Genomic DNA, 23,888 nt, shown 5'->3' with positions numbered 1-23,888 from the left:
CCGTGCGCGGCCCGGCGGAACTGCTCGCGACGTGGGAGTCGGGCCTGGCGGCCGGACCGGTGCGCCGCGCCCTGCTGTTGCAGGCGCTGACCGGCGAGGCGTCGCCGGACCTGGCGGTGGGCGCGCGGGACCGGCGGCTGTTCGGGCTGCGCCGCGCCCTGTTCGGGGATCGGCTGACCGGGTTGGTGGCGTGCCCCGGCTGCGGCACCGAGCAGGAGTTCGACTTCGACGTGGCCAACGTGCTCGACGCCGGGGTCGACGTGCCGGACGTGCTGGAGGTCGGGTCGGGGCCGTGGCTCGTGCGGTTCCGGCTGCCCACGTCGGCGGACCTGCTCGCGGTGGCGGCCGACCCGGCGGTGGCGCTCGAACCGACGGCGCTCGAACCGGCGGCGCTCGACCCCGCGGCGGCGCGGGACGTGCTGCTGCGCCGGTGCGTGCTCGCCGTGGAGCACGACGGGCGGCCCGTGCACGACGGGCGATCGGCGCACGACGGGCGATCGGCGCACGACGGGCCGCCGGTGCCCGGGGTGGTGCCGGCCGAGGTGGTGCGTCTGGTGGCCGACGCCGCGGCCGAGGCGGACCCGGCGGCCGACGTGCGCGTGGTGATGCCGTGCGTGGAGTGCGGGCTGCGCACCACCGCGACCGTGGACGTCGTGGGCCACCTGTGGGCCGAGCTGGACAGCTGGGCGCGGTCGCTGCTGGACGACGTGCACGCGCTCGCCTCCGCCTACGGCTGGACGGAACCGGACGTGCTCGCGCTGAGCCCCGTCCGCCGCCGCCACTACCTGGGACTGGTGGGCCGTGGTTGACCACTTCGACCGCCTGCTGGCGCGTGCCGTGCCGGGGTTCCCGGCGGCGGGCCCGGTCGCGCGCCCCCGCCTGCCGCACGTGTTCGAGCACGTCGAGGTGGAGTCGGAGGTCGAGGTGGAGGTGTGGTCGCCCCCGTCGCTCCCCCGGTTCCCGACCGCCGGGCCGCCCGCTCCCGGCGTCCCCGGCCCGGCGGGTGCGCGCGGACCGGCCGGGCAGCCGGCACCGATCCCGCCGGTGGCCGTGCCCCGCGCGGTGCCGGTGCCCGGCGAGACCCGGGTCGAGGTGTCGGGCACCCGCGTCACCACCGAGCGCGCCACCCGGCACGAGGTGGTCCGGGAGACGGTGCTGGAGCAGCGGTCGGAGACGGTGGAGGTGACCGTGCGGCCCACCGCGCCACCGGTCGCCCGACGCGGACCCCGGCGGGCGGGCGCGGTCGTGCCGCCGCCCGCGGTCGAGCCCCGGCGGGCCCCCGCTCCCCCGCCGTTGGCGGCCCCGGAGCCCGTCGTGCGGGTGTCCATCGGCCGGGTCGAGGTCGTCGCGGCGGCCCCGGAACGCGCCCGCCCCGCCCGCCCCGCGCCCCGGCGGCCGGAACCGGTGCTGAGCCTGGAGCGCTACCTCACCCGCGAGGACGAGCACCGATGAGCAACTTCCTGGCTGTCGCCACCGTCACCAGGGCGCTTCAGGGCTTCCTGGCCCGCGCGGTCACCGCGGTGGAGGTCGGCGCGAACGTCTCGACCACCAAACCGCCCGCGGAACCCACGACGGACGCCCTGGTCACCGTCTTCTGCTACCAGGTCACGCCCAACGCCGCGCTGCGCAACCAGGACGCGGTCACCCGCGGCCCCGACGGCACGGTGCTCAAGCGCCCGCAGGCCGCGATCGACCTGCACTACCTGATCAGCTTCTTCGGCGACGAGGTCGAGCTGGTGCCGCAGCGGCTGCTCGGCGCGGTCGCCGCCGCGCTGCACGAGCAGCCGGTCCTGACCAGGGCCGACATCCAGGACGCGGTGGGCAGGCCGCCGCTGCTCGGCTCGGACCTGGGCGCGTCGCCGCAGCTCGTGCGGTTCACGCCCGCGCAGGTGGACCTCGACGACCTGTCCAAGCTCTGGTCCACGATGCTCCAGACGCCCTACGCGCTGTCCGTGCCGTACCTGGCGAGCGCCGTGCTGCTCGACGGGCTGTCGACGCCGTCGTCGGGCACACCGGTGCTGGACCGGCGGATCGCGGTCACCGCGTTCACCAGGCCCGTGCTCGACCGGGTCCTGTCGGTCGCGCCGGACGCCCCGGCGGGCACGCCGCCCGACGACGGCCCGGTCACCGCCGACCGGCACCTGGTGCTGCTCGGTGCGAACCTCGCCGGCCCCGGGGTGGGCGCGCTGGTGGGCGGGCTGGACGCGGAGGTCGTGCGGGTGCGCGACGACGCCGTGGTGCTCGCGCAGCCGCCGGACCTGCCCGCCGGGGTGTGGCCGGTGCAGCTGCGCCACGACGTGCGGGTCGGCGGGTCGACGCGCCCCTGGCTGGAGTCCAACGCGGTGCCGTACGTGCGCCGGCCGCGGGTGCTGGACGTGGCGCTGGTAGCGGGCACCGCGGTGCGGGTGGAGCTGGACCTCCCGGTGGCGCCCGAGCAGCGCGTCCTGCTGCTGCTGGACGAGCAGGCGCCCGCGGGCGGGCCGCGCGGACACCAGTTCACCGCGCCGTTCCCCGCGTCGCCGGGCACCGAGCAGACCGTGCCGGTGCGGGACGTCGCGGCGGGGACCTACCTCGTGCGGGTGCGGGTGGACGGCGCGGAGAGCCCGCTGATCCACTCCGGCGGCACGTTCACCGGACCGACCCTCGACGTCACCGGGTGAGTGCGGTGGGGGGCGGGTGGTCCGAGGACGGCGACCGGCACCGGTCCGCCCTCGTGGACGCGGTCGACGCCGTCCTGGCCGGTCGGGACGGGGCGGTCGGCGGAGACGTGGCGGTCGGCGCGGACGGGGTGGACAGCGAGGGCGGGGCGGTCGGCGCGGACGGGGGCGGGCTGAGCGCGCTGGAGGCGGTGTGCTCGTGCTTCGGGCTGAGCACGTTCGAGCGCCGGGTGCTGCTGCTGGCCGTCGCCGCCGAACTGCGCCCGGACGCGCCCGTGCCGACGTTCGCGCACGCCTTCGCCGCGTTCGACGACGCGCACTGGAGCGCGACGACGCCGGTCGCGCCGCTGCGGCGGTGGCGGCTGGTCGAACCGGACCCCGGTCCCGTGCTGACCGCCGCGCGGCTGCGCGTGGACGAACGGGTGCTGCACTTCCTGCTCGGCGTGCCCTACCTGGACGACCGGCTGCGCGGCCTGGTGTCGCGGGTGGACGTGCCCGACGACCTGCCCGGGTCGCACCGGGAGGCGGCCGGCGCCGTGGCGGGGTGGTGGGCCGAGGGGCCGCACGCGCACCTCGTCGGGGCCGACCGGCACACCCGGTGGGAGGTCGCCGCGAGCGCCGCCCGGTCGGCGGGCGTGGCGCTGCACGCGCTGTCGTCCGACGACGTGCCCTCGACGGCCGTCGAGCGCGAGGCGCTGTGCGCGCTGTGGGAGCGCGAGGCCCTGCTGCTGCCGTCGGCGCTGCTGGTCGAGGTGACCGGTCGGGAGCAGGCGGCGGCGCGGGCGTTCGTGGACGGGCTGGGCGTGCCGGTCGTGGTGTCGGCGGACGACCCGGTGCCGGCGGGCAGGCGACCGTGGCCCCGGGTCGTGCTGGACCGGCCCACGCAGGACGAGCAGCGCGCGCTGTGGCGGTCGGCGCTGGACGGTTCGGCGCTGGACGGTTCGGCGCTGAATGGTTCGGCGTCGAACGGCGGTGGGGCGGGGGTGCCCGAGGAGCGGTTGCGCGACCTGGTGGCGCAGTTCTCGCTGCCCGCGCACGTCATCCGGTCGGCCGGGACGGCGGTGCGGCGCGCCTCCGGGGACCCGGCCGAGCTGGCCTGGCGCGCGGGCCTGGACCAGGCGCGGTTGGCGCTGGACGAGCTGGGGCAGCGCATCGAGCCGCGTGCGGTGACCGCGGACCTGGTGCTGCCCGAGGCGCAGCGGGCGGTCCTGCGCGAGGTCCTCGCGCACGTCCGGCAGCGGTCCACCGTGTACCAGCGGTGGGGTTTCGAGCAGGTGCTGCGGCGCGGTCTGGGCGTGACGGCGCTGTTCGCGGGCGGCAGCGGCACCGGCAAGACGCTGGCCGCCGAGGTGCTCGCGGGCGAACTGGGGCTGGACCTGTTCGTCATCGACCTGTCCCAGGTGATCAGCAAGTACATCGGCGAGACCGAGAAGAACCTGCGGCGGGTGTTCGACGCGGCCGAGGGCGGCGGCGCGCTGCTGCTGTTCGACGAGGCCGACGCGCTGTTCGGCAAGCGCAGCGAGATCAAGGACAGCCACGACCGGTACGCCAACATCGAGGTCAGCTACCTGCTGATGCGCATGGAGTCCTACCGGGGCCTGGCGATCCTGACCACGAACATGAAGAAGGCGCTCGACACGGCGTTCCTGCGGCGCATCCGGTTCGTGGTGGACTTCCCGTTCCCCGGGCAGCACGAGCGCGCGGAGATCTGGCGGCGGGTGATCCCGGCCGACACCCCGACCGCGGGCGTGGACGCGCGCCGGCTGGCGCAGCTCACCGTGGCGGGCGGCAGCATCCGCAACATCGCGCTGTCGGCGGCGTTCCTGGCGGCGGAGCAGGACGTCCCGCTGGGGATGCGGCACGTGCTGGCGGCGGCGCGCACCGAGTACCTCAAGCTGGACCGCTCGCTCACCTCGGCGGAGGTGGCCGGGTGGGTGTGACGGTGGAGATCGACGAGCTGGTGGTGACCGGTTTCGGCCGGGTGGACGCCGACGTGCTGGTCGAGTCGTTCCGGCGGGAGCTGACCCGGTTGCTGCTGCGCGCCCCCGTCGACGTCCCGGTGGACGCGGATGTGGTGGCGGGCGTGCCCGCGGTGCCCCGGACGTCGTCCGCGCGGGTGCTGGGCGTGGCCCTGGCGCGGTCGGTGCACAGCGGGTTGGGCGGGGGCGCGCCGTGACGCGGGCGGTGGCGCGCACGCCGGGTGAAGCGGGCAAGGGCAAGGACCGGTCGTCGGCCCCGGTCCGGCCGCTGCGCGAGCTGCGCGAGGTGCTGGCGTCACCGGGGCACCCGATCGACCTCGGTCTGCGGCGCGAGCTGGAGACCCGGTTGGGGCACGACTTCAGCGCGGTGCGCGTGCACCACGACCGGGACGCGGCGGCCGTGACCGACCTGCTGGGCGCGGACGCGGTGACCGTGGGCCGGGACATCTTCTTCGGGCACGGCATGTTCCGCCCGGAGACCCCCGACGGCCGGCGGCTGCTGGTGCACGAGCTCCTGCACACCGCGCAGGCCCCGTACCCGTCTGGGGCGGTGGCGCAGGGACGTGACGCGGGCGCGGTGTCGCTGCCCACCGAACCGCTGGAGGTCGAGGCCGAGCGGGTGGCGCGGTCGGACGAGGTGTCCCCCTCGCCGGTCCCACGCGGCGCGCAGGGTGCGGCGTGGATGCGGTACGCCACCGTGGACGCCGACCGGATGCGCACCGAGCGGCTCGACCCGGCGACGTTGGTGGACCGGTTGGTCGCGGGCGTGCTGCGCAGCCTGCGCGGCGACCCGGCCGACGCGTCGCGGCGGGTGCGGGCGCAGTTGGCGCGGTTCACGCCGGAGCTGCGCGTGGAGGTGCTGACCCGGCTGGAACGGCGGTTGCCGTCGTCGGACTACGCGCGGGTGCTGGCGCTGGTGGAGGAGGCGGGCACCACGCCGGGTCCGGTGGAGACGCCGAACGTGCCGGAACCCGTGCCGGAGCCCGAACCCGAACCCGTTCCCGAGCCCGAGCCGGGTGTGGAGCCGGAACCCGAACCGGGCGTCGAGCCCGAGCCGGAGGAGGAACCCCGGCCCGGGGAGCCCGAACCGGAACCCGTCCCGGAGCCCGAGGAGGAGAAGGAAGCCGAGGAGGAGAAGCCCGCCGAAGAACCCCCTGTCGAGGCCCCGGTCCCGGTCCCGGTTGAGGAGGCACCGGCCGGGGAAGCGCCCGCCGAGGAGGTCGCAGCCGCGCACCAGCCCGGCGCACCGGGCGCACAACAGCCTGCCGGCCAGGGGCCACCCGCCGGCGCGACACCCGCGCCCGAGGGCGCGCCCGCCGCGACCCAACCCGGTGAAGCGGCCCCGGAACGCGTGGAGGAAGCCGCGCAGGCCCCGGACAGCCCGCTCGTGCAGCACGGCCTGCTGGAACGTCCCGGGCAGGACGAGCGGGTGGAGGAGCAGGAAAAACCGATCGGCCTCGACCCGGCGGCGGACACCGAGGTGCCGGTACCGGAGCCCGAGGAGCCCAAGGCCGAGGACGAACCCCCGGAACCGCCGGCCCTCAAACCCGAGGACCACCTGCCCGCCACCGACCTGGACGTGTCCACCGTCCCCACCGCCGACCGCATCACCCTGCCCCCGAGCGGGTCGCCGCCACCGCAGCAGGCCCCGACCTTCCCCAGCCCGCCGCCGACCAAGGCCGAGCAGGCGGAGGAGCAGGACCCACCGGAACGAGCCGAAGCCGAACCGACCCCTGAAGCGACCCCCGAAGCGCCTCCCCCGCCGGTCACCGAGGAAGAACCGCCCGCCGAGCAACCGCTGGACGCCGAGGTAGGCCCGGAACCCGCTGCCGAACCGGTCACCGCCGCACCGGAACCCCTGGGCCCGATGGGCGCGGACAACGGCCGGGCGGAGGTCGCCGAACCTGGTGGCGCGGCGACCTCGGTCGACCCTGCGGCCCCCGAGCCCACCGCGTTCGCGGGCGACCCCGGTCCCGCCGCCGGTCCCGAACCCGCGGGCGGGGCTGGTCCGGCTCCGGACCTGGCGGGCGGTCCCGGTCCCGGTGGCGGCGCGGGTCCGGGTCTCGGTGGTGGGGTCGACACGCCGGGCGCAGCGGACGTGGACGCGGGTCCGGCTCCCGAGGCGTCACTGGAACCCGGCGGTGGCGGCTGCGACGGCGGCCCCGCCCCGGCCGAGCCCGAAGCCGCGGGAGCCGGCGGCGGCTGTGGTGGGGGTGGCGGTGGCGGTGGCGGTGGCGCAGCGGCTCCCGCGCCCGCCGAACAGCGGCAGGCACCCCTGCCGGACGTGTCCGGCCAGCCGCCGGAGGGGGCGCTGGCCACGGTGGCGACCCTGCCGCCGGACACGATGCAGACCTCGTTGTCCCAGGTGGACGCGGCGGCGTCGAACGACGTCGCGAAGGAGCAGCAGGCGTTGCAGGCCGCTCCCCCGACGACCACCCGCCCGTCCGGCGCCCCGCAGGTCCTGACCGGCCCGCCCGAGGCCGCGCCGCCCGGCGACCCGGTGCAGGTGGAGCTGACCAAGGCCAAGGAGACCCAGGCCGCGGAGGAGCAGCGCCAGGCCGAGGCCAAGCGCGTCGAGGGCGGGAACCAGGCGCAGCAGGTCCCCCGGCCGCACGTGGCGGGCAACGCCGAGGGGCAGATGTCCGAGCAGGAGGTCCGGGACGTCCAGGACGCGGTGGACAACGTCCCGACCACCGATCCGGCGCTGAACACCACCGTCGGGCCGGCCCCGAAGGTCGAGCTGACCGGCGAGCACGACCCGGCGCGCACCGACGAGCAGACGACCGAACTGCGGAACGCCTCCACCACCCTGCACACGGCGGGTCGCGAGGAGTCGGCCAAGCCGATGGGCGAGGACCAGGTCTTCCCCAACGCGCCGCCGGAGACGCTGACCGCCCAGGTGCCCTCGGCGGAGGGCGGCGGGGGTGGCGGCCCGGTCCAGGCGGGTGGTGCCGACCAGGGCGTCGCTGTCGTCGCACAGCAGGAGCGGGGAGCCGAGATCCAGGCGGGCGTGGCGCGGGGCCAGGCCCAGATGGGTACCGAACGGCAGACCAGGCAGCAGGGCGAGGCCCAGGCGAAGGCGGACCACGAGGCGCAGGTCGCGCAGCAGGTCCAGGAGAACAGCGCCGCGCAGGCCGACGAGCGCGGCAAGGTCGCCGCGGACGTGCAGGCGCAGCGCGAGGGGTGGCGGGCCGAGCAGGACGCCAAGGTCGAGGAGAGCAACAGCGAGGCCACCGAGGAGCACGAGGCGTCGCGGACCGGCATCCACGAGGAGAAGGAGGACACCGACAAGGAGGCCGAGCAGCGTCAAGAGGACGACAACGACAAGATCCAGCACGAGCGCGAACAGGCCGAGGAGAAGGCGCGCAAGGAGAAGGAGGCCAAGCAGAGGGAGTCGGAGGGTGGCGGCTTCTTCAGCTGGATCGCCTCCAAGGTCAAGAGCTTCTTCGAGGGCCTGCTCAACGCGATCACCGCGATCTTCGACGCCGCGGTCGCACTGGTCAACGGCATCATCAAGACCTTCGCCTCGATCGTCACCGGCCTGATCGACGCCGCCCGCAACGCGATCATCGGTTTGATCAACGCGCTGGCGACCGTGCTGCTCAAGCTCTGCGACGTCCTGGCGCTGTTCTTCCCCGAGCTGGCCGCGCGAATGCGCAAGGGCATCGAGGCCGCGCGCGACGCGGCCGTAGCCGCCGTGAACAAGCTGGCGGACGCCCTGAAGGCGGGCGTTGAGTTCCTGCTGAACAAGCTGGCCGAGGCGTTGACCGGCTTGCTGCGCCTGCTGGAGAAGGGCCTCAAGGCGGCGGTCGAGGTGGTGCGCAGCGCGGTCAACGCCGCGATCGAGTTCGCCAAGGCCGCGATCCAGATGCTCGGCGAGTTCGCCGCGATCATCGCCGACATCGCCTCGATGGGCGTGGGCGCGTGGCTGGGCAAACTCGGTGCGGCGGCGGTCGAGGGAATTCGCAACCACCTGTGGGACGCCATCAAGGTGGCCGTGCGGCAGTGGTTCAACGAGAAGGTCCAGGCGATCGTCGGGCTGGGCAAGACCGTGATCGACGTCCTGGTCAAGGGCTGCATCAACATGGCCAAGATCGGCAAGATGGTGTGGGACGCGATCATCGCGGCGCTGCCCGTGATGATCGTGATGGTCGTGGTCGAGCGGCTGGTGTCCCTGATCGTCCCCGCCGCCGGTGCGGTGCTGGCCGTGGTCCAGGGCCTGATGGCGGCGTGGGGGACGATCAGCAAGATCATCGCCGCGGTCGGGGCTTTCATCGCCTTCGTGAAGGCGGTCAAGGCCGGCCCCGCCGCCTGCCTGTTCGCGGCGGCCGTGGCAGCCGGTGTGGTGGCGTTGCTGGAGTTCATCACGAACTTCCTGATGGCCAAGCTGGCCGGTGCGGCCAAGGGCGTGGGCAACGCTTTGAAGGGGATGGCCAAGAAGATCATGGCCGGCCTGAAGCGGGCTGGGAAGGGCACGCGCAAGGCCGCCGGTCGTGCGGTCAACGCGGCTCGTCGCGGGGCGCAACGCGCGGGTGCCGCCCTCCGCCGCCCTCCGGGTCGCCCGCGCCCCGGACGTCCCGTCGCCCGTCCCACGCGCTCCGGCGCGCCCGGTCGCCGCCCTGAGCGCCCCGGCCGTCCTGGTCGTCCAGCTCGTCCTGAGGCCGGTTCGTCCCGGAGTCGAGCGAACCAGGCGAAGAGGGCCGTGGCGAACGGGGTCAAGCGGGTCGCCACGACGCTGAAGAAGGTCGGGAAGAAGGTCGCGAACAGCAAGATCGGCAAGTCGCTCATGAATACTGCGAAGAAGCTGAGGGACAAGTACCGGAACTTCCGCGACCGCATGAAGGCCAAGGCCAAGCAGCGGCAGGACGCCAAGCAGAAGCGCGACGAACAGAAGAACTCCCCACAAGCGAAGCAACGCCGCCTGGACCTCATCGTCGCGAAGATCAGGCCCAGGATCGATTCCATGCTGCGACGAGGGATGCGCAATGGAACACTCCGCACTGTTCTGACTTCGTTCCGGGCCTGGTACCGACTAAATGAACTGTCCACCACCGGCAATGAGAACTTCAGAATTCGGGCACGTTTAAACCCTACCGAAGTTTTCTCGAACGGCGCCACAGTCGACCGGGATCGGCTTCTGCTCTTCCTCCGCAGAGTCGGCCGCGAAGTGGTCTACTCGCGCACCTCGGCCACCGGAGCTGCCACCGGCATAACCAGGACGACCGAGCTGCGCGGAGTCGACCCCAAGCCGCGAACCGTCCTCAAGGTCGAGGAAGGCGTCGGGTTCGGAGCGATCCAGCGGTACTCACGCGGCATGCCAGCCGAGTACACGTTCGTCCACGAGGACATCGACTTGAAGCGCAGCCGGGGGGACCCCATCACGGTCACCCGCTACCAGGGTTTTTTCAAAGCCCTGATGAGCCGCTTCCAGCGAATAAGAAACAAGGTCGTGCGGGTCAACTTTCCCGCAGCGTCGAAGACCAGCAAGAGCGGGTCAGCCGCCATCCCCACTTCGGGCACGAACACCAAGCACAAGGAGAGCTACCTGAAGATCATCAGCAACCTGCGTGAGCTGGGCGTTGGCAGAACCATAACCTCCCAGATAGCCGAGCTTTTGAAGGGTGGTCGCAGCCATGGACCGGACATGCAGTTGGCGGCGGAACTTGCCGACATCTTCAGCGATGTCGAAGGGATGCGCAGCATATCTGCGACGACGACAAGCGCCCTGATGATCGAGACGGCGATGCGCGGCGACTTGAGCCAGGAGCTGCCCAAGTTTCAGATGACGCCGGTCGGCGCCCAGGCTGCGGCAACCGAACTCGACGACTATCTCAACCACGGCAGACTTTCAGGCATGCAGGAAAGCCAACTCAGCAACCCCGCCAAAGAAATGATGAAGGCGGAGATGGCAATCGTCGAAGCGTGGATAAAAACTCTGGACATCAAGGTCGACCGGTCTTCGAAGAAGTCGACAGAGGACCAACTGTACGACCAGATACGAAAAAGGGTGCACGCCATGTACGGCACCGCCCCCAAGGAAGTCAAGATGTTCCAGCTCTGGCAAGACGCGAAACGCCGAGGGATAGACTGGCAGACCTTCGTGCGCATGTACCAAGCCAGAGGAGAGTCGACCCCGTGATCGAAAAACGACATCGAGCCCGTTCGCTCGTCCTGCGCACCGATCCGTCGACCGCCGAAGCGGAAGTCGAACGATTCGCGGACGCGCTGGGGTGGCCCTGCCGCGGGGAAATCCCGGCAGATCCCCGCCAAGGCATCCCATATGAGGTCCAGTGGTCGGCCGGCCCCGCCCTGACCCTCCATTTCCTGATCGACGACCTGTCCAATACCCCCGCCGTGACGGTCAGCGGTGACGACCCGCAAGCCGTAGACGCCGCCGCACAATTGACCGCGAAGCACCTCAACACCTTCTCGACCGACGAACTGCTTGAGTCCGCCCGCAGAACGCGTCGCGCAGCCGATAAAGCACGGGCGCTCGTCCAAGCCGGGATAGGAGCTTCCGAGAACTTCAACCAACCTCTCTTCAACGAGATCAGGGACAACTTGGCCAACAAGGATACGCGCCTGCGGGAAGCAGCTATATGGGCTATGTCGTACGTACCTTTCCCCCAGTATCGAGAATTGCTACAGACAACAGCGCAGGAAGATCCGGACCGACGTCTGCGCGATATTGCACGTAATGTTCTCGCAGCATTCGACCGGGGTGGTGTTCCTGGCTCATGACCCGCTACCTCGACATACCCAAACCGGTGCGCGCAGGCATCGTCATCGACCCCGACCAGGGCACGCGCCGCGTCATCGTGATGCAGTTCAACCCCGACACGCTCGAACGCAGCCTCGCGCCCCAGGCCTCCGGGGCCGAGCAGGGTGACCGGACCGAAGCCCTGCGCCTCAAGGGCCCGGCCATCGAGAGTTGGCGGTTCACGGCCGAGATCGACGCCTCCGACCAGCCCGACCTGCCCGGCGAGTTCGGCATCCACCCGCAGCTCGCCACGCTCGAGATGCTCGTCCACCCGACCACCACCCAGATCACCACCAACCTCCGGCTCGCGAGCCTGGGCACGTTGGAGATCACGCCCGTCGAGATGCCCCTCACCCTGTTCGTCTGGGGCGCCAAGCGGGTCATGCCCGTCCGCCTGACCGAGCTGACCATCACCGAGGAAGCCTTCGACGCCGCCCTCAACCCCTACCGGGCGACGGTGAGCATCGGGTTGCGGGTCCTCTCGGTCAACGACCTGCCGGCCGGGCACCGGGGCGCGGACCTCTACCTGGCCTACCTGTCGCAGAAGGAGCGGTTCGCCGGGGCCTCGACACCGGGACGGCTCGAAACGCTGGGGCTCCGGAGCATCTAGGAACGGGAGACGACCATGACCAACCCCGCGGACGCGATGGCCGCCGCCGTTCCTTCGCCCACGTCGTACCCGCGCGGCAGTCGGTACCACGGGGTGCCCGCGGCCGTGCACGTCATGCCGGACGGGGAGGCCGTTCCCCACCTGACCCGCAGGCTGCTCCCGCCGGACGCCGGCACGGCGGTCAGCGAGCACGAGGTGACCGCCGGCGACCGCGTCGACCTGCTCGCCCACCGCTACTACGGGGACGCCCAGGCCTGGTGGCGGATCGCGGACGCCAACCCGGTGGTCGACCCGGACGACCTGACCGAGCCCGGACGACTGCTCAGGATCACGATGCCCAATGCCTGACCTCGCCCCCGTCCACCTGACCCTGCTGATGGGCCCGCGCATCCCGGTGCCCGTGCCGCGGGAGGTCACCGACGCGCTGCTGTCCGCGCAGGTGACCGTCTCGGCGGGCCAGCGCAGCGGGTTCCAGCTGGCGTTCGACCTGTCGAAGATGGGCGTCCTGCGCAACGCGCTGCTGCCCGCCGGGTTCTTCGACCCGGAGACGCGGGTGATCCTCGTGGTCACCGTGCGCGGCGTGCCGAACGTGATCATGGACGGGGTGTGCATCCGACAGGAGGTGGGCATCAGCAACGAGCCCGGCCAGTCGACGCTGACGGTCACCGGCGAGGACCTGACCGTGCTGATGGACCTCCAGGAGAGGGAGAACCGGCAGTTCCCGGCCACCTCCCCCGCCGCGCGCGCGGCCGTGGTCATCGGGGAGTACGCGACCCACGGGATCGTGCCGGTGGTGGTGCCGGAGATCTTCCCGCAGGTGAAGGCGCCGACCGAGCAGGTGCCGTCGCAGAAGGGCACGGACCTCGCCTACCTCGACGAGATCGCCAAGGCCAACGGGTACGTCTTCTACCTCGACCCGGGTCCGGTGCCGGGCGTCAGCCGGGCCTACTGGGGGCCGGAGGTGCGGCTGGGGGTGCCGCAGCCCGCGCTGACCGTGAACTCCGACGCGTCGTCCACGGTGGACCAGTTGACGTTCAGCTTCGACGGCACCGCCCGGGAGCAGCCCGAGGTGAGCGTGCACATCCCCACCACGAAGATCTCCCTGCCGCTGCCGGTCCCGGAGGTGAGCGTGCTGCGCCCGCGCATGGCGCTCAAACCCGCGCCCGCGCTGAAGAAGACCGTCATCAAGGACACCGCGAAGAAGGACGCGCCGCAGGCGTTGGCGGAGGCGCTGGCCAAGGCCGCCGAGTCGGCCGACGCGGTGTCCGGGTCCGGGCAGCTGGACGTCGTGCGCTACGGGCACGTGCTGCGGGCGCGCGAGCTGGTCGGCGTGCGCGGCGCGGGCATCGCCTACGACGGCCTCTACTACGTCAAGAGCGTCACGCACAACCTCCAGCGCGGCAGCTACACGCAGAACTTCACCCTGGCCCGGGAAGGGCTGATCTCGCTGACCCCGCTGGTGCGGCCGTGAAGGGGAGCAGATGACCGAACCGACCAGGTACCTCGGCAAGTACCGCGGCACCGTGTCCAACAACGTGGACCCGGAGCGCCGGGGACGCATCCAGGCGCTGGTGCCGGACGTGTACGGCACGTCGCCGTCGACCTTCGCGCTGCCGTGCCTGCCGGTCGCCGGGCCGCGGATGGGCCACTACGCCGTGCCGCCGGTCGGCGCCGGGGTGTGGGTCGAGTTCGAGCAGGGCGACAAGGACTTCCCGATCTGGACGGGCTGCTGGTACGGCAGCGCGGCCGAACTCCCGGCGGCGGCCAACACGGGGCTGCCGACCTCGCCCAACACGGTCCTGCAGACCACGGGGCAGCACTCGATCGTGCTGTCCGACGTGCCCGGTGTCGGCATCACGCTGAGGACCGCGGGCGGGGCGACGATCACCGTCAACGACGGCGGGATCGTCATCAGCAACGGCCAGGGCGCGTCCATCTCGCTCGTCGGGCCGACCGTCTCCATCAACCAGGGAGCACTCGCCGTCACCTGAAGGGGGAACGATGTCGGGAAACCTGTTGCACGTCAACGCGACCGTGACGTGCCCGCACGGCGGGCAGGCCACGCTGCTGCCCGCGCGCTCGCGGGTGCTGGTCGGCGGTCAGCCGGTGGCCACGCTCGCCGACGTGCACACCGTCGTGGGGTGTTCGTTCACCCCGGGCAAACCCCAGCCCTGCACCGCGGTCCGGTGGGTCGCCCCGTCGGGGCGGATCACCCTGGACGGGCAGCCCGCGATCCTCCAGGGCTCGGTCGGGCTGTGCCAGAGCGCCGAGCAGGTCCCTCAGGGACCGCCCAACGTCGTCGTGGTCCAGCAGCGGGCGGTGGGCCGGTGAACCGCACCGACATCGCCTTCCCGTTCCGGGTGGACGGGCGCGGGCGCACCGCGGACCGGGGCTACGACGAGCACGTCCGCGACATGGTCGAGCAGCTGCTGTTCACCAGTCCCGGGGAGCGGGTGATGCTGCCGGACTTCGGCTGCGGCCTGCTCGACCTGGTCTTCGCGCCCAACAGCCCGGAGTTCGCCGCCGCGCTGCGGGTGTCGGTGCAGGCCGGGTTGCAGCGCTGGCTCGGCGACGTGATCGACGTCGAGTCGCTGGAGGTGGTCAGCGAGGACAGCACGCTGCGCGTGGACCTCGTCTACGTCGTCCGCCCCACCGGCACGCGGCGCGCCGACACGTTCGAGAGGGGGGCCGCGTGATGACCGGCAGCACCGGTGGCAGGCGGGAGCGGGTGCGCGCCCGGCACCGCAACGGCGTGGACGCCGTGGAGGTCTCCGACGACGGGCGCACCCTCACCGTCACGTTCATCGGCCGGGCCCCGCGCGGGCTGGGCGCGGAGAACATCCGCGTCGACGGCGGGCGGCGGGTCCGCGGCATCGTCGCGACCTCGGTCGAGCTGGTGGACGAGGAGGACCCGGAGCTGGACGACCGGCTGCTGGTCGGCGTCGACCGGGTCGGCGACAGCTCGACCTACCGGCTGTCGGTGGTGGAGCCGGACGAGCACGGGTTCCCCGGCACCACCCCGTACCGCCGCTTCGACCCGCGCTACGCGGGCGCCGACTTCGACTTCCGGCGGATGTGCCCGACCGACCAGGACTGCGCGCCGGACCCCGCGCCGCCCCCGCGGGCCGGTGCGCGCCCGGTCATCGACTACACGGCGCGGGACTACGCGTCGCTGCGCGGGCTGCTGCTGGCCCGGATGGCGCTGACCGTGCCGCGCTGGGTCGAGCGGCACGCCCCGGACCTCGGGGTGACCGCCGTGGAGCTGCTGGCGTACGTCGGCGACCGGTTGTCGTACCAGCAGGACGCGATCGCGACCGAGGCGTACCTGGACACCGCGCGCCGCCGCACGTCGGTCCGCCGGCACACCCGGCTGGTGGACTACGCGATGCACGACGGGTGCAACGCCCGCACGTTCGTGGTGCTGGAGGCGTGCCGCGAGGCGGTGCTGACCGCGGGCGACTTCCGCTTCCTGGCGCTGGACCTGAGCGACGTGGACCCGTTGCACCGCCCGGAGCTCGGCACGGTGGTCGGCGAGGACGTCGTCACCGACCTGCCGCCGGGCGCGGTGTGGGAGCTGTTCGAGCCGGTCGACCCCGGTGACCTGCGGCTGTGGCCGGCGCACGACGAGATCCGCTTCTGGACGTGGGGCGAGGAGGAGTGCGCGCTGCCCGCCGGGACGACCGGGGCGACGCTGCGCGACGAGTGGGTCGACCACGACCACGACCGCGAGGGAGACCGCGACGACGACCGCGACGGAGACGGGGAGAGGACCGGCGGGCACCGGCCGAGGGGGCGTGCGCTGCGCCTGCGGCCGGGTGACGTGCTGGTCCTGGAGGAGGTGCTGGGCCCGGACAGCGGCGCGCCCGCCGACGCCGACCCGGCGCACCGGCAGGCGGTGCGGCTGGTCACCGCGACCCCCGACGTGGACGAGCTCTACGACCAGCCGGTGGTCCACGTGACCTGGGACGTCGAGGACGCGACGACCTTCGCGGTGCGCCTGTCCTCGCGCGGCGGCCAGGACTGCTGCCCGATCCCGGACGTGAGCGTGGCGCGCGGCAACGCGGTGCTGGTGGACCACGGCCGGCGACTCGACGCCTGCGGCGGCCCGGTGGAGGAGTTCACCGTGCCGCCCGCGCCGGTGGTGCCGCCGACGTGCGAGCGGCCCGCGTGCGGCTGCGGCGGTGACGACCCGGCGGACCCGGTGGTGTCGCTGCTGCACGGCCTGATCGACCGGACCGCCGCCCGGGACCCGCTGACGCCGGACCAGGTGCGCGGGCTGTCGGACGTGCTGGGCGTGGCCGCGACCGACCGGGCGGGCATCGCGCTGGACCTGGACGGCGAGCGCGAGGTGGTCGTGCCCGGTACCGCCGAGGAGCAGCACCACGCCGTGCGCACGCTGTTGGCGCAGGTCGTGTACCCGGTGGTGCGGCGGCGGTTCCGGCCGGTGCTGGGCGAGGCCCCGGTGACGCAGCGGGTGCCCTTCCCGGCACCGGAGCGCGTCGCCGCGGGCCAGGCCGCGCTGCTCGCCGCGATCCCGGGACGGGTGCGGCGGTGGCTGCGGGAGCTGTGGCGGCGGGCGGCGACCGGTCAGCGGCTGACCGGTGGGCAGGTCAACGCGCTCACCGTGCTGTTCGGGCAGCGGACGCTGGCGGCGCTGCGCCTCGGCGAGCGGCCCGCGCGGGCGTTGCGCGAGCTGCTGGGCCGGTGGGACGACCTGCTGGCCGCCAAGCTGCGCCGGCTGGACGTGCTGCGGACCCGCGCGCTCGCGGGCGGGGTGCTGGACGCCGGGGTCGCCTGGGAGCTGCGGCAGAGCTGGGGCGAGGAGCACGTCGCGGGCCTGTCGCCGGACGACCCGGTGCTGCGCGGCTCGGCCGGGTCGGCGCTGACCGCGGACCCGCGCGCCGCGCTGCCCGCCGTGGTGCTGCGCGAGCACGCCGAGGACGGGGCCGAGCACGACAGGACCGAGCACGACAGGACCGGACACGACAGGGCGGAGCACGACGCGCCGGTGTGGACGCCCGTGCGGGACCTGCTCTCCAGCGGACCCCGCGACCGGCACTTCGTCGGCGAGGTGGAGGAGTCCGGGCGGCTGGTCCTGCGGTTCGGCGACGGCAGGCACGGCGCCGAACCGCGACCGGGGACGCGGTTGCGGGCGTCCTACCGGGTCGGCAACGGGACCGCCGGCAACGTCGGCGCCGAGGCGGTCAACCACCTGGTGCTGTGCTGCGGCGACCAGGGCGACGCGGTGGACCGGGTGCGCAACCCGCTGGCCGCGGTGAGCGGCGTGGAACCGGAGACGCTCGACGAGGTCAGGCAGCTCGCGCCACTGGCCCTGCGCCGGGAGCTGCTGCGCGCGGTCACGCCGGGCGACTACGCGGCGCTGGCGGCGCGCGTGCCGGGCGTGCGGCGGGCCGCCGCGCGGGGCAGGTGGACCGGCTCGGGCCGGGAGGTCCAGGTCGCCGTGGACCCGGTCGGCCGGGCCGAGGCGGACGCCGCGCTGATCGGGACCGTGGAACGGGTCCTGGCGCGGGTGCGGCGGATCGGGCACCGGGTGACCGTCGGGCCCGCCGTGCTGGTGCCGCTGGAGGTGGAGCTGGTGGTGTGCGCGGCCGAGGGCCACCAGCGCGGGCACGTGCTGGTGGCGCTGCGGGCCGCGCTGGGCGGTCGCGGGTTCTTCCACCCGGACGCGCTGACGTTCGGCGAGCCGGTGCGGGTGAGCGCGCTGGTCGCCGCGGCGGCGGCCGTGCCCGGCGTGGTGAGCGCGCGGGTGTCGGTGCTGCGCCGGCTGTTCGGCCGCGACGCCGGCGTGCCGGACAGCGGTGTGCTGCGGCTGGGACCGCTGGAGGTGGCCCAGCTGGACGACGACCCCGACCGCCCGGAGAACGGCCGGTTGACCATCGTGCTGGGAGGTGGGCGGTGAGCGGTTGCGGTTGCGGTGACTGCCGGGCGGCTGCGGTCGCGCGGACCCCGCTGGAGGTCTACACCCCACCCGGCCACGCCGCGCTGACGCGCCGGGTCGGCACGCACGCCGAGTTCCTCGCGACGGCGCTGGCCCGGCTGGCGAGCCCGGCCTACCCGGCGCTGAACGCGCTGACCGTGCGCTCGACCGACGACCCGGCGATCGGGCTGCTGGACGCCTCGGCGGTGCTGAACGACCTGCTGACCTTCTACACCGAGCGGATCGCCGGCGAGGGCTACCTGCGGACCGCCACCGAGCAGCGCTCGCTGGCGCTGCTGGGCCGGCTCGTGGGGCACCTGCCGCGGCCCGGCGTCGCGGCGGGCACCTACCTGGCCTACGCGGTGGACGCCGACCCCACGCCGGGCCGGGACGCGGAGGCGCACGTCCCGCGCGGGTCGCGGGCCCAGAGCGTGCCCGGTCCCGGTGAGGAGCCGCAGGCGTTCGAGGGCGTGGAGGACCTGGTGGCCCGCCACTCCTGGAACGACCTGCGGGTGCGCACGCGCAGGCCGTACCAGCTGACCAGGCAGGACCTGGCGCGGCGGCGGGTGGTGCGGGTCGCGGGCGTGACGACCAACGTCAAGCCGGGCGACCGGCTGCTCTGGGTGTTCGGCAGCGAGGCGGGCCGGCAGGAGCTGGAGGTGGTGGCCGACGTGGTGGTGGACCGCGAGTCCGACACCACCGCCATCGGCAAGCCCGCGCTGGTGCTGGAGGACCTGCGCACGCTGCGCGGCGCCCTCCAGGCGTACCTGGACGAGCTGTTCGCCGAGCCCGACGAGGTGATGCGGCGCAGCGTCATCCTCCGGCGCTTCGTGGACGGGGTGCTCCGGCCGCTGCGCGAGGACCTCGGCCGCGACCCGGACGACCCCGGCGAGCTGCCGACCCCCACCGACTACGCGGAACGCCTGGCCGCGGACCTGGCGCGGCTGGACGAGGCACGCGCCGTGGCCGAGCACTACGCGCACGTGCACGCCTGGCTGGGCGAGCGGCGGGCCGCGCTCGTGGAGCAGCACGACAAGGCGCGCGGCCTGGAACCGCCGCAGCCGGAGGAACCCGGCCTGCACGAGGCGCTCGGCCTGGGCAGGCCGCGCAGGGCCACCGGGGAGCACGGGCCGACCGGGGAGCACGGCTCGGGCGCGCCGCCGCCCGACCGGGAGCCCGGGTCGGCGCTGCTGGGCCTGGGCGCGCTGCTGGGCGCCCTGCGCACCCCGCCCTCCCGTTCACCGGACAACGCGGGCCGGCTGCGCCGCGACGTCCGCGAGCTGTACGCGTCCGGGTCCGACCTGGCCGCGCGCCTGCTGACCGCGCTGGACCGGCGGCTCGCCGACGCGCTCTACCCGGCGTGGCGGCAGGTCGACCTGAGCGCGCCGCGGGCGCTGCGCGAGCTGCTGGCCATGCGGCAGGTGGCCACGCCGTTCGCCGCCACCGCCCCGCTGAACCCGAACCCGCCGGCGGGCTCCCCCGCCAGACCGGCCGAGTGGGAGCTGGACGCGACGCAGCGGTTCACGGTCACCGCGTTCTACGACGCCGCCGAGCAGCCGGACCCCGACCCGGACCCCGACCCGGGACCGGCGGCCGACCCCGTCCCCCGGGACACGCCGACGTCGGCCGAGCTGGTCTTCGAGCTGGACGCCAACGCCTGGCGCGACGTCGTCGACGACCTGACCACCGACGGCGAGCGGGACTTCGGGCCGGGACGCGTGGCGCACGCCGTCGGCGCCGACGGCGCGGTGACCCTGCGGACCGAGGCGCACCTGCCCGAGCACCGGATCACGCTGTCCAAGGTGGACGCGGCCGACCGGGTCGCGGTCACGATCCCGGACCTGCTCGCCGAACCGGTCCGGCTGGCCCCCGACGACGAGCAGCGGCGGCAGCGGCGGGACCCGCGCACCGAGCGGCTGATCGAGGTCACGCTCACCCGCAAGCCCGCGTCCGCCGACCGGCCGCTGCCCGCGGTGTCGGTCACCATCGCCGGCAAGGCGCCCGTCCCGGCCACCGTGCTCACCCTGGACGCGGTGTACGACGGCGTGGGCGTCGGCGGCTGGGTGGTGGTGGAGCGACCGCGCAAGACGGGTGCCACGCCCGGCGCACCCGGCCTGGCCCTGGTCACCGCCCGGGTCACCGGTGTGCGCACGATCGCCAAGCAGGGTTTCGGCATCAGCGGCAAGGTGACCGAGCTGGTGCTGGACCGCCCGTGGCTCGACGCGCGCGACACCCGGCTGTCCGACGTCCGCGACACCACCGTGTACCTGCGCGGTGAGCCCCTGACCCTGGCGGAGGACCCGATCACGGACGACGTGGGCGGTGCCGTCGTCGAGCTGGCCGACCTGCACGAGGGGCTGGCGCCGGGCCGCCGGCTGGTGGTCACCGGCGAGCGCACCGACATCCCGGGCAGGCCGACCGGCGTCCCCGGCACCGAGCTGGCCATGATCGCGGCCGTCACGCAGGACCACGACGAGGCGGTGCCCGGCGACCGCGTGCACACCACCCTCACCCTGGCCGTGCCGCTGGCGTACACCTACCGGCGGGAGACTGTGCGGATCAACGCCAACGTGGTGCGCGCGACGCACGGCGCGAGCCGGGACGAGCCGATCGGCAGCGGTGACGCGAGCGTGCCGGGTCAGCGGTTCCTGCTCCGCCAGGGGCCGCTGACGTGGCTGGCCTCGGACGACCCGCGCGGCGCGGAGAGCACGCTGGAGGTGCGCGTGGACGGCGTGCGCCGGCGCGAGGTCGACAGCTTCGCCGGGCGCGGCCCGACCGAGCGCGTCCACACCACCCGCCCCGGCGAGGCGGGCTCGCTGGTGGTGGCGTTCGGCGACGGCGTGCGCGGCGCGCGGTTGCCCACCGGCGTGGAGAACGTCCGGGCGCGCTACCGCGTCGGCCTGGGCGAGGCGGGCAACGTGGGCGCGAACCGCATCACCCAGCTCGCGACCCGGCCGCTGGGCGTGTCCGGGGTGACCAACCCGCTGCCCGCGCACGGCGGGGCGGACCCCGACGACGCGGGCCTGCTGCGCCGCCAGGTGCCGCTCGGCGTCACCGCGTTCGACCGGCTGGTGTCGGTGGCCGACCACGAGGACTTCGCGCGGGCGCGGGCGGGCATCGGCCGGGCCTCGGCGCGGCAGCTGTCCGACGGGGCGCGGCAGGTCGTGCACCTGACCGTGGCCGGGGTGGACGACATCGCCCTGTACGACGACTCGGACATCGTCACGACGCTGCGCGCGGCGCTGGCCGCCCACGGCGACGCCGGACCGCCGGTGCGGGTGGCGGTGCGCGAGCTGGTGCTGCTGGTCGTCGCGGCGGACATCGGGGTGCACCCGGACCACCGGTGGGACGTGGTCGAGCCCGCGGTGCGGGCGGCGCTGCTGGACCGGCTGGGGTTCCGCAACCGGGAGCTGGGGCAGCCCGCCCACCTGTCGGAGGTGCTGGCGATCGCGCAGGCCGTGCCGGGCGTGGACCACGTGGACGTGGACGCGTTCGCGGGTGTGCCGGGCGGCATCACCCCCGCCGGCCTGGACGACCTGGTGGCGTCGCTGACCGCGCCGCGCACGACGGTGCCCGCGCGCAAGGCGGTGTTCGACGAGACCCGCTACCGCGTGCCGGCCCCGGAGACGCTGACCGCGGTCGCGGCCAAGCACGGCATCGCGGTCCGCGAGCTGCTGCGGCTCAACCCCGGCATCACCACCGGGGACCTGTTGGCACCCGGCTCCTCGGTGGTGGTCTTCCGCGGTGTCCGGCCGGCGCAGCTGGTCCTGCTCTCCCCCGCCGTGCCGGACACGCTGATCCTCAAGGAGGCCCGGCCGTGAGCCGAGAACCCGACCGCCTGTTCGACCTGCTGCCGCAGTTCCACCGCAGGCGCGACGCCGAGACCGGCGGGGCGCTGCGGGCGCTGCTCGGGGTGATCGCCGAGCAGGTGGACCTGGTCGAGACCGACCTGGAGCAGCTCTACGACGACTGGTTCATCGAGACCTGCGCGGACTGGGCGGTGCCCTACCTGGGCGACCTGGTGGGCTACCGGGCGCTGCGCGGGTACGAGGAGGCCGTGGCGGGCGGCGGTGCGGCGGCCCGGCTGCTGTCGACCCGACTCGCCCCGCGCGCGGACGTGGCGGCGACGGTGACCAGCAGGCGGCGCAAGGGCACGCTGCCCCTGCTGGAGGACATCGCCCGGACGGTCGCGGGGTGGCCGGCGCGGGCGGTGGAGGTCGGCCCGCTGCTGGCGGGCTCGCAGCCGGTGCGGCTCTACCCCGACCGGCCCGACCTCGCCGACGCCCGGCAGCTCGCCGCCCCGGGCCGCACCGCCGACCTGCGCCGGGGGGCGGACCTGGACCAGCTCGGTTCGCCGTTCGACGGGGTCGCCCGCACGGCGGGCCGGGCGCGCACACCGGCCGTCGTGGGCCTGCACGCCTGGCGCCTCGAGCCGCACTCCGTCACCCGCGCACCCGCCTACTGCGTCGACCGGGCGCGCAACCTCTACACGTTCTCCATCCTGGGCAACGACACCCCGCTGGTGACCAGGCCGGTGCCGGAACCGTCGCCCACCCACCTCGCCACCGCGGAGAACGTGCCGGGCTTCATCACCCGCCGCGCGCTGCGGGACCGGTTGGCCGACCACTACGGGCCGGGCAAGAGCTTCGAGGTCTTCCGCGACGACGAGGACTCGCCGGTGCCGCCGGTCGACGTCGTGGTCGCCGACCTGTCCCGGTGGCGGTACCGGCCGCGACGCCGGCAGGTGGTGGTGGACCCGGTGCTGGGGCGGATCGCGTTCGGCGCCCGGTGCGCGCCCAAGCGCGGCGTGTGGGTGACCTACCACCACGCGTTCAGCGACGACACCGGCGGCGGCGAGTACCCGCGCGACCGCCCCGAGCGGCCCGGCGCGCGGGTGTACCGGATCGGCCCCGACGGGGACGAGACCGGGATCATGGACGCCTACCGCCGCTGGCGGCGGGAGAAGGAGGCCGGGGAGGCGCCCGCCGACGCGGTCCTGGAGATCACCGGCAGCGTCGCGTTCCAGGAGCAGCTGGAGTTCGTGCTCGACCGCGGCGACCGGCTGGAGGTCCGCGCGGCCGAGGGGGCGCGCCCGGTGATCCGGCTGCTGGACTGGTACAGCAACCGGCCGGACGCGCTGATCATCCGGGCCACCGAGGACGACGACCGCCACGACCCGGACGACCGCGGCCGTCCGGGACCGCCCGGCGTGGTGCTCGACGGGCTGCTGGTGACGGGGCGCGGCGTGCACGTCAGCGGGCCCGTGGGCCGGGTGGTGATCCGGCACAGCACGCTCGTGCCCGGGTGGACGCTGGAACCGGACTGCGGCCCGGTGCGACCCGAGGAACCCAGCCTGGTGGTGGAGAGCCCGGCGGTGTGCGTGGAGGTCGAGCGCAGCGTCATCGGCACGATCCTGGTGCTGGGCGACGAGGTGCGCACCGAGCCGATCGGCATCCACCTGTCCGACAGCGTCCTGGACGCCACCGGCCGGGACCGCGAGGCCCTGTCCGGCCCCGAGTGCTCCCACGCCCACGCCGTGCTGTCCGTCCACCGGACCACGGTCATCGGCGAGGTGCACGCGCACGCCGTCCGGATCGGCGAGGACAGCGTCTTCCACGGGCTGCTGCACGTCGCCCGGCGCGGGATCGGGTGCCTGCGCTTCTGCTCCGTCGCACCGGGGTCGCGCACGCCCCGGCGGTACCGGTGCGACACCGGGCACCGGCCGCGCTTCGCGAGCACCCGGTACGGCCGGCCCGACTACGCCCAGCTCGCCGCCGGGTGCCCGCGGGAGATCGCCCGCGGCGCCGAGGACGGGGCCGAGCTGGGCGCGTTCCACGACCTGTTCCAGCCCCAGCGGGAGGACAACCTGCGGGCCCGGCTGGAGGAGTTCCTGCCCGCGGGCACCACCGCGGCGATCGTCTTCGTCTCCTGAGGAAGAGGTGTC

The 23,888-nt window shown here is 74.2% G+C and carries 16 protein-coding genes; all 16 read left to right on the top strand.

Annotated elements, in window-relative coordinates; genetic code table 11:
• The first annotated feature begins 2 nt into the window (after positions 1–2).
• The 16 genes from ACRAKJ_RS16615 to ACRAKJ_RS16540 are packed head-to-tail and all read left to right on the top strand — an operon-like array spanning position 3 to position 23,876.
• The gene (locus tag ACRAKJ_RS16615; RefSeq protein WP_438923981.1) at positions 3–809 is read left to right on the top strand and encodes a hypothetical protein; all 807 of its coding nucleotides are present in this window, start codon (positions 3–5) and stop codon (positions 807–809) included.
• Complete coding sequence (locus ACRAKJ_RS16610; protein WP_438923980.1) at positions 802–1,452, top strand: hypothetical protein; 651 nt, start codon at positions 802–804, stop codon at positions 1,450–1,452. Before ACRAKJ_RS16615 ends, ACRAKJ_RS16610 begins: the two co-directional genes overlap by 8 nt.
• Complete coding sequence (locus ACRAKJ_RS16605) at positions 1,449–2,660, top strand: DUF4255 domain-containing protein (protein ID WP_438923979.1); 1,212 nt, start codon at positions 1,449–1,451, stop codon at positions 2,658–2,660. Before ACRAKJ_RS16610 ends, ACRAKJ_RS16605 begins: the two co-directional genes overlap by 4 nt.
• Positions 2,657–4,597 (top strand): AAA family ATPase, encoded by a 1,941-nt coding sequence (locus tag ACRAKJ_RS16600; protein WP_438923978.1) that lies wholly within the window; start codon positions 2,657–2,659, stop codon positions 4,595–4,597. Before ACRAKJ_RS16605 ends, ACRAKJ_RS16600 begins: the two co-directional genes overlap by 4 nt.
• A complete protein-coding gene (locus ACRAKJ_RS16595) occupies positions 4,588–4,833 on the top strand; it encodes a hypothetical protein (RefSeq protein ID WP_438923977.1) in 246 nt (81 codons plus the stop codon). Before ACRAKJ_RS16600 ends, ACRAKJ_RS16595 begins: the two co-directional genes overlap by 10 nt.
• Positions 4,830–10,775 (top strand): eCIS core domain-containing protein, encoded by a 5,946-nt coding sequence (locus tag ACRAKJ_RS16590; protein WP_438923976.1) that lies wholly within the window; start codon positions 4,830–4,832, stop codon positions 10,773–10,775. Before ACRAKJ_RS16595 ends, ACRAKJ_RS16590 begins: the two co-directional genes overlap by 4 nt.
• A complete protein-coding gene (locus ACRAKJ_RS16585; protein WP_438923975.1) occupies positions 10,772–11,377 on the top strand; it encodes a hypothetical protein in 606 nt (201 codons plus the stop codon). The genes ACRAKJ_RS16590 and ACRAKJ_RS16585 overlap by 4 nt, the downstream gene beginning before the upstream one ends.
• Before the next feature lie 26 nt (positions 11,378–11,403).
• Positions 11,404–12,006: a hypothetical protein gene (locus ACRAKJ_RS16580; RefSeq protein ID WP_438923974.1), complete on the top strand. Its 603-nt coding sequence runs from the start codon at positions 11,404–11,406 to the stop codon at positions 12,004–12,006.
• A 15-nt stretch (positions 12,007–12,021) separates the two neighbouring features.
• Positions 12,022–12,354 (top strand): tail protein X, encoded by a 333-nt coding sequence (locus ACRAKJ_RS16575; protein WP_438923973.1) that lies wholly within the window; start codon positions 12,022–12,024, stop codon positions 12,352–12,354.
• Positions 12,347–13,477, top strand: a complete 1,131-nt coding sequence (locus tag ACRAKJ_RS16570; RefSeq protein ID WP_438923972.1) for a hypothetical protein — start codon at positions 12,347–12,349, stop codon at positions 13,475–13,477. The genes ACRAKJ_RS16575 and ACRAKJ_RS16570 overlap by 8 nt, the downstream gene beginning before the upstream one ends.
• Before the next feature lie 10 nt (positions 13,478–13,487).
• Positions 13,488–13,997 carry a phage baseplate assembly protein V gene (locus tag ACRAKJ_RS16565; RefSeq protein WP_438923971.1) on the top strand — a complete coding sequence of 170 codons (510 nt, stop codon included), beginning with the start codon at positions 13,488–13,490 and terminating at the stop codon, positions 13,995–13,997.
• Positions 13,998–14,007: 10 nt separating this feature from the next.
• Positions 14,008–14,337 carry a hypothetical protein gene (locus tag ACRAKJ_RS16560; RefSeq protein WP_438923970.1) on the top strand — a complete coding sequence of 110 codons (330 nt, stop codon included), beginning with the start codon at positions 14,008–14,010 and terminating at the stop codon, positions 14,335–14,337.
• Entirely contained in the window at positions 14,334–14,702 is a 369-nt protein-coding gene (locus ACRAKJ_RS16555) for a GPW/gp25 family protein (RefSeq protein WP_438923969.1), read from the top strand. The genes ACRAKJ_RS16560 and ACRAKJ_RS16555 overlap by 4 nt, the downstream gene beginning before the upstream one ends.
• Positions 14,702–17,926 carry a putative baseplate assembly protein gene (locus ACRAKJ_RS16550; protein WP_438923968.1) on the top strand — a complete coding sequence of 1,075 codons (3,225 nt, stop codon included), beginning with the start codon at positions 14,702–14,704 and terminating at the stop codon, positions 17,924–17,926. The genes ACRAKJ_RS16555 and ACRAKJ_RS16550 overlap by 1 nt, the downstream gene beginning before the upstream one ends.
• Positions 17,923–21,765, top strand: coding sequence for a putative baseplate assembly protein (locus ACRAKJ_RS16545; protein ID WP_438923967.1), 3,843 nt, complete (start codon positions 17,923–17,925; stop codon positions 21,763–21,765). The genes ACRAKJ_RS16550 and ACRAKJ_RS16545 overlap by 4 nt, the downstream gene beginning before the upstream one ends.
• Positions 21,762–23,876, top strand: a complete 2,115-nt coding sequence (locus tag ACRAKJ_RS16540) for a hypothetical protein (protein ID WP_438923966.1) — start codon at positions 21,762–21,764, stop codon at positions 23,874–23,876. The genes ACRAKJ_RS16545 and ACRAKJ_RS16540 overlap by 4 nt, the downstream gene beginning before the upstream one ends.
• Positions 23,877–23,888: the final 12 nt, after the last annotated feature.

The sequence above is a fragment of the Saccharothrix sp. DSM 118769 genome (genome assembly GCF_052936295.1).
This window is presented reverse-complemented; position numbering and strand designations above follow the sequence as displayed.

Coding starts and splice junctions, on each gene's coding strand:
- ACRAKJ_RS16605 (WP_438923979.1), top strand. CDS start 1,449: ATGAGCAACTTCCTGGCTGTCGCCACCGTCACCAGGGCGCTTCAGGGC.
- ACRAKJ_RS16575 (WP_438923973.1), top strand. CDS start 12,022: ATGACCAACCCCGCGGACGCGATGGCCGCCGCCGTTCCTTCGCCCACG.
- ACRAKJ_RS16570 (WP_438923972.1), top strand. CDS start 12,347: ATGCCTGACCTCGCCCCCGTCCACCTGACCCTGCTGATGGGCCCGCGC.
- ACRAKJ_RS16565 (WP_438923971.1), top strand. CDS start 13,488: ATGACCGAACCGACCAGGTACCTCGGCAAGTACCGCGGCACCGTGTCC.
- ACRAKJ_RS16560 (WP_438923970.1), top strand. CDS start 14,008: ATGTCGGGAAACCTGTTGCACGTCAACGCGACCGTGACGTGCCCGCAC.
- ACRAKJ_RS16550 (WP_438923968.1), top strand. CDS start 14,702: ATGACCGGCAGCACCGGTGGCAGGCGGGAGCGGGTGCGCGCCCGGCAC.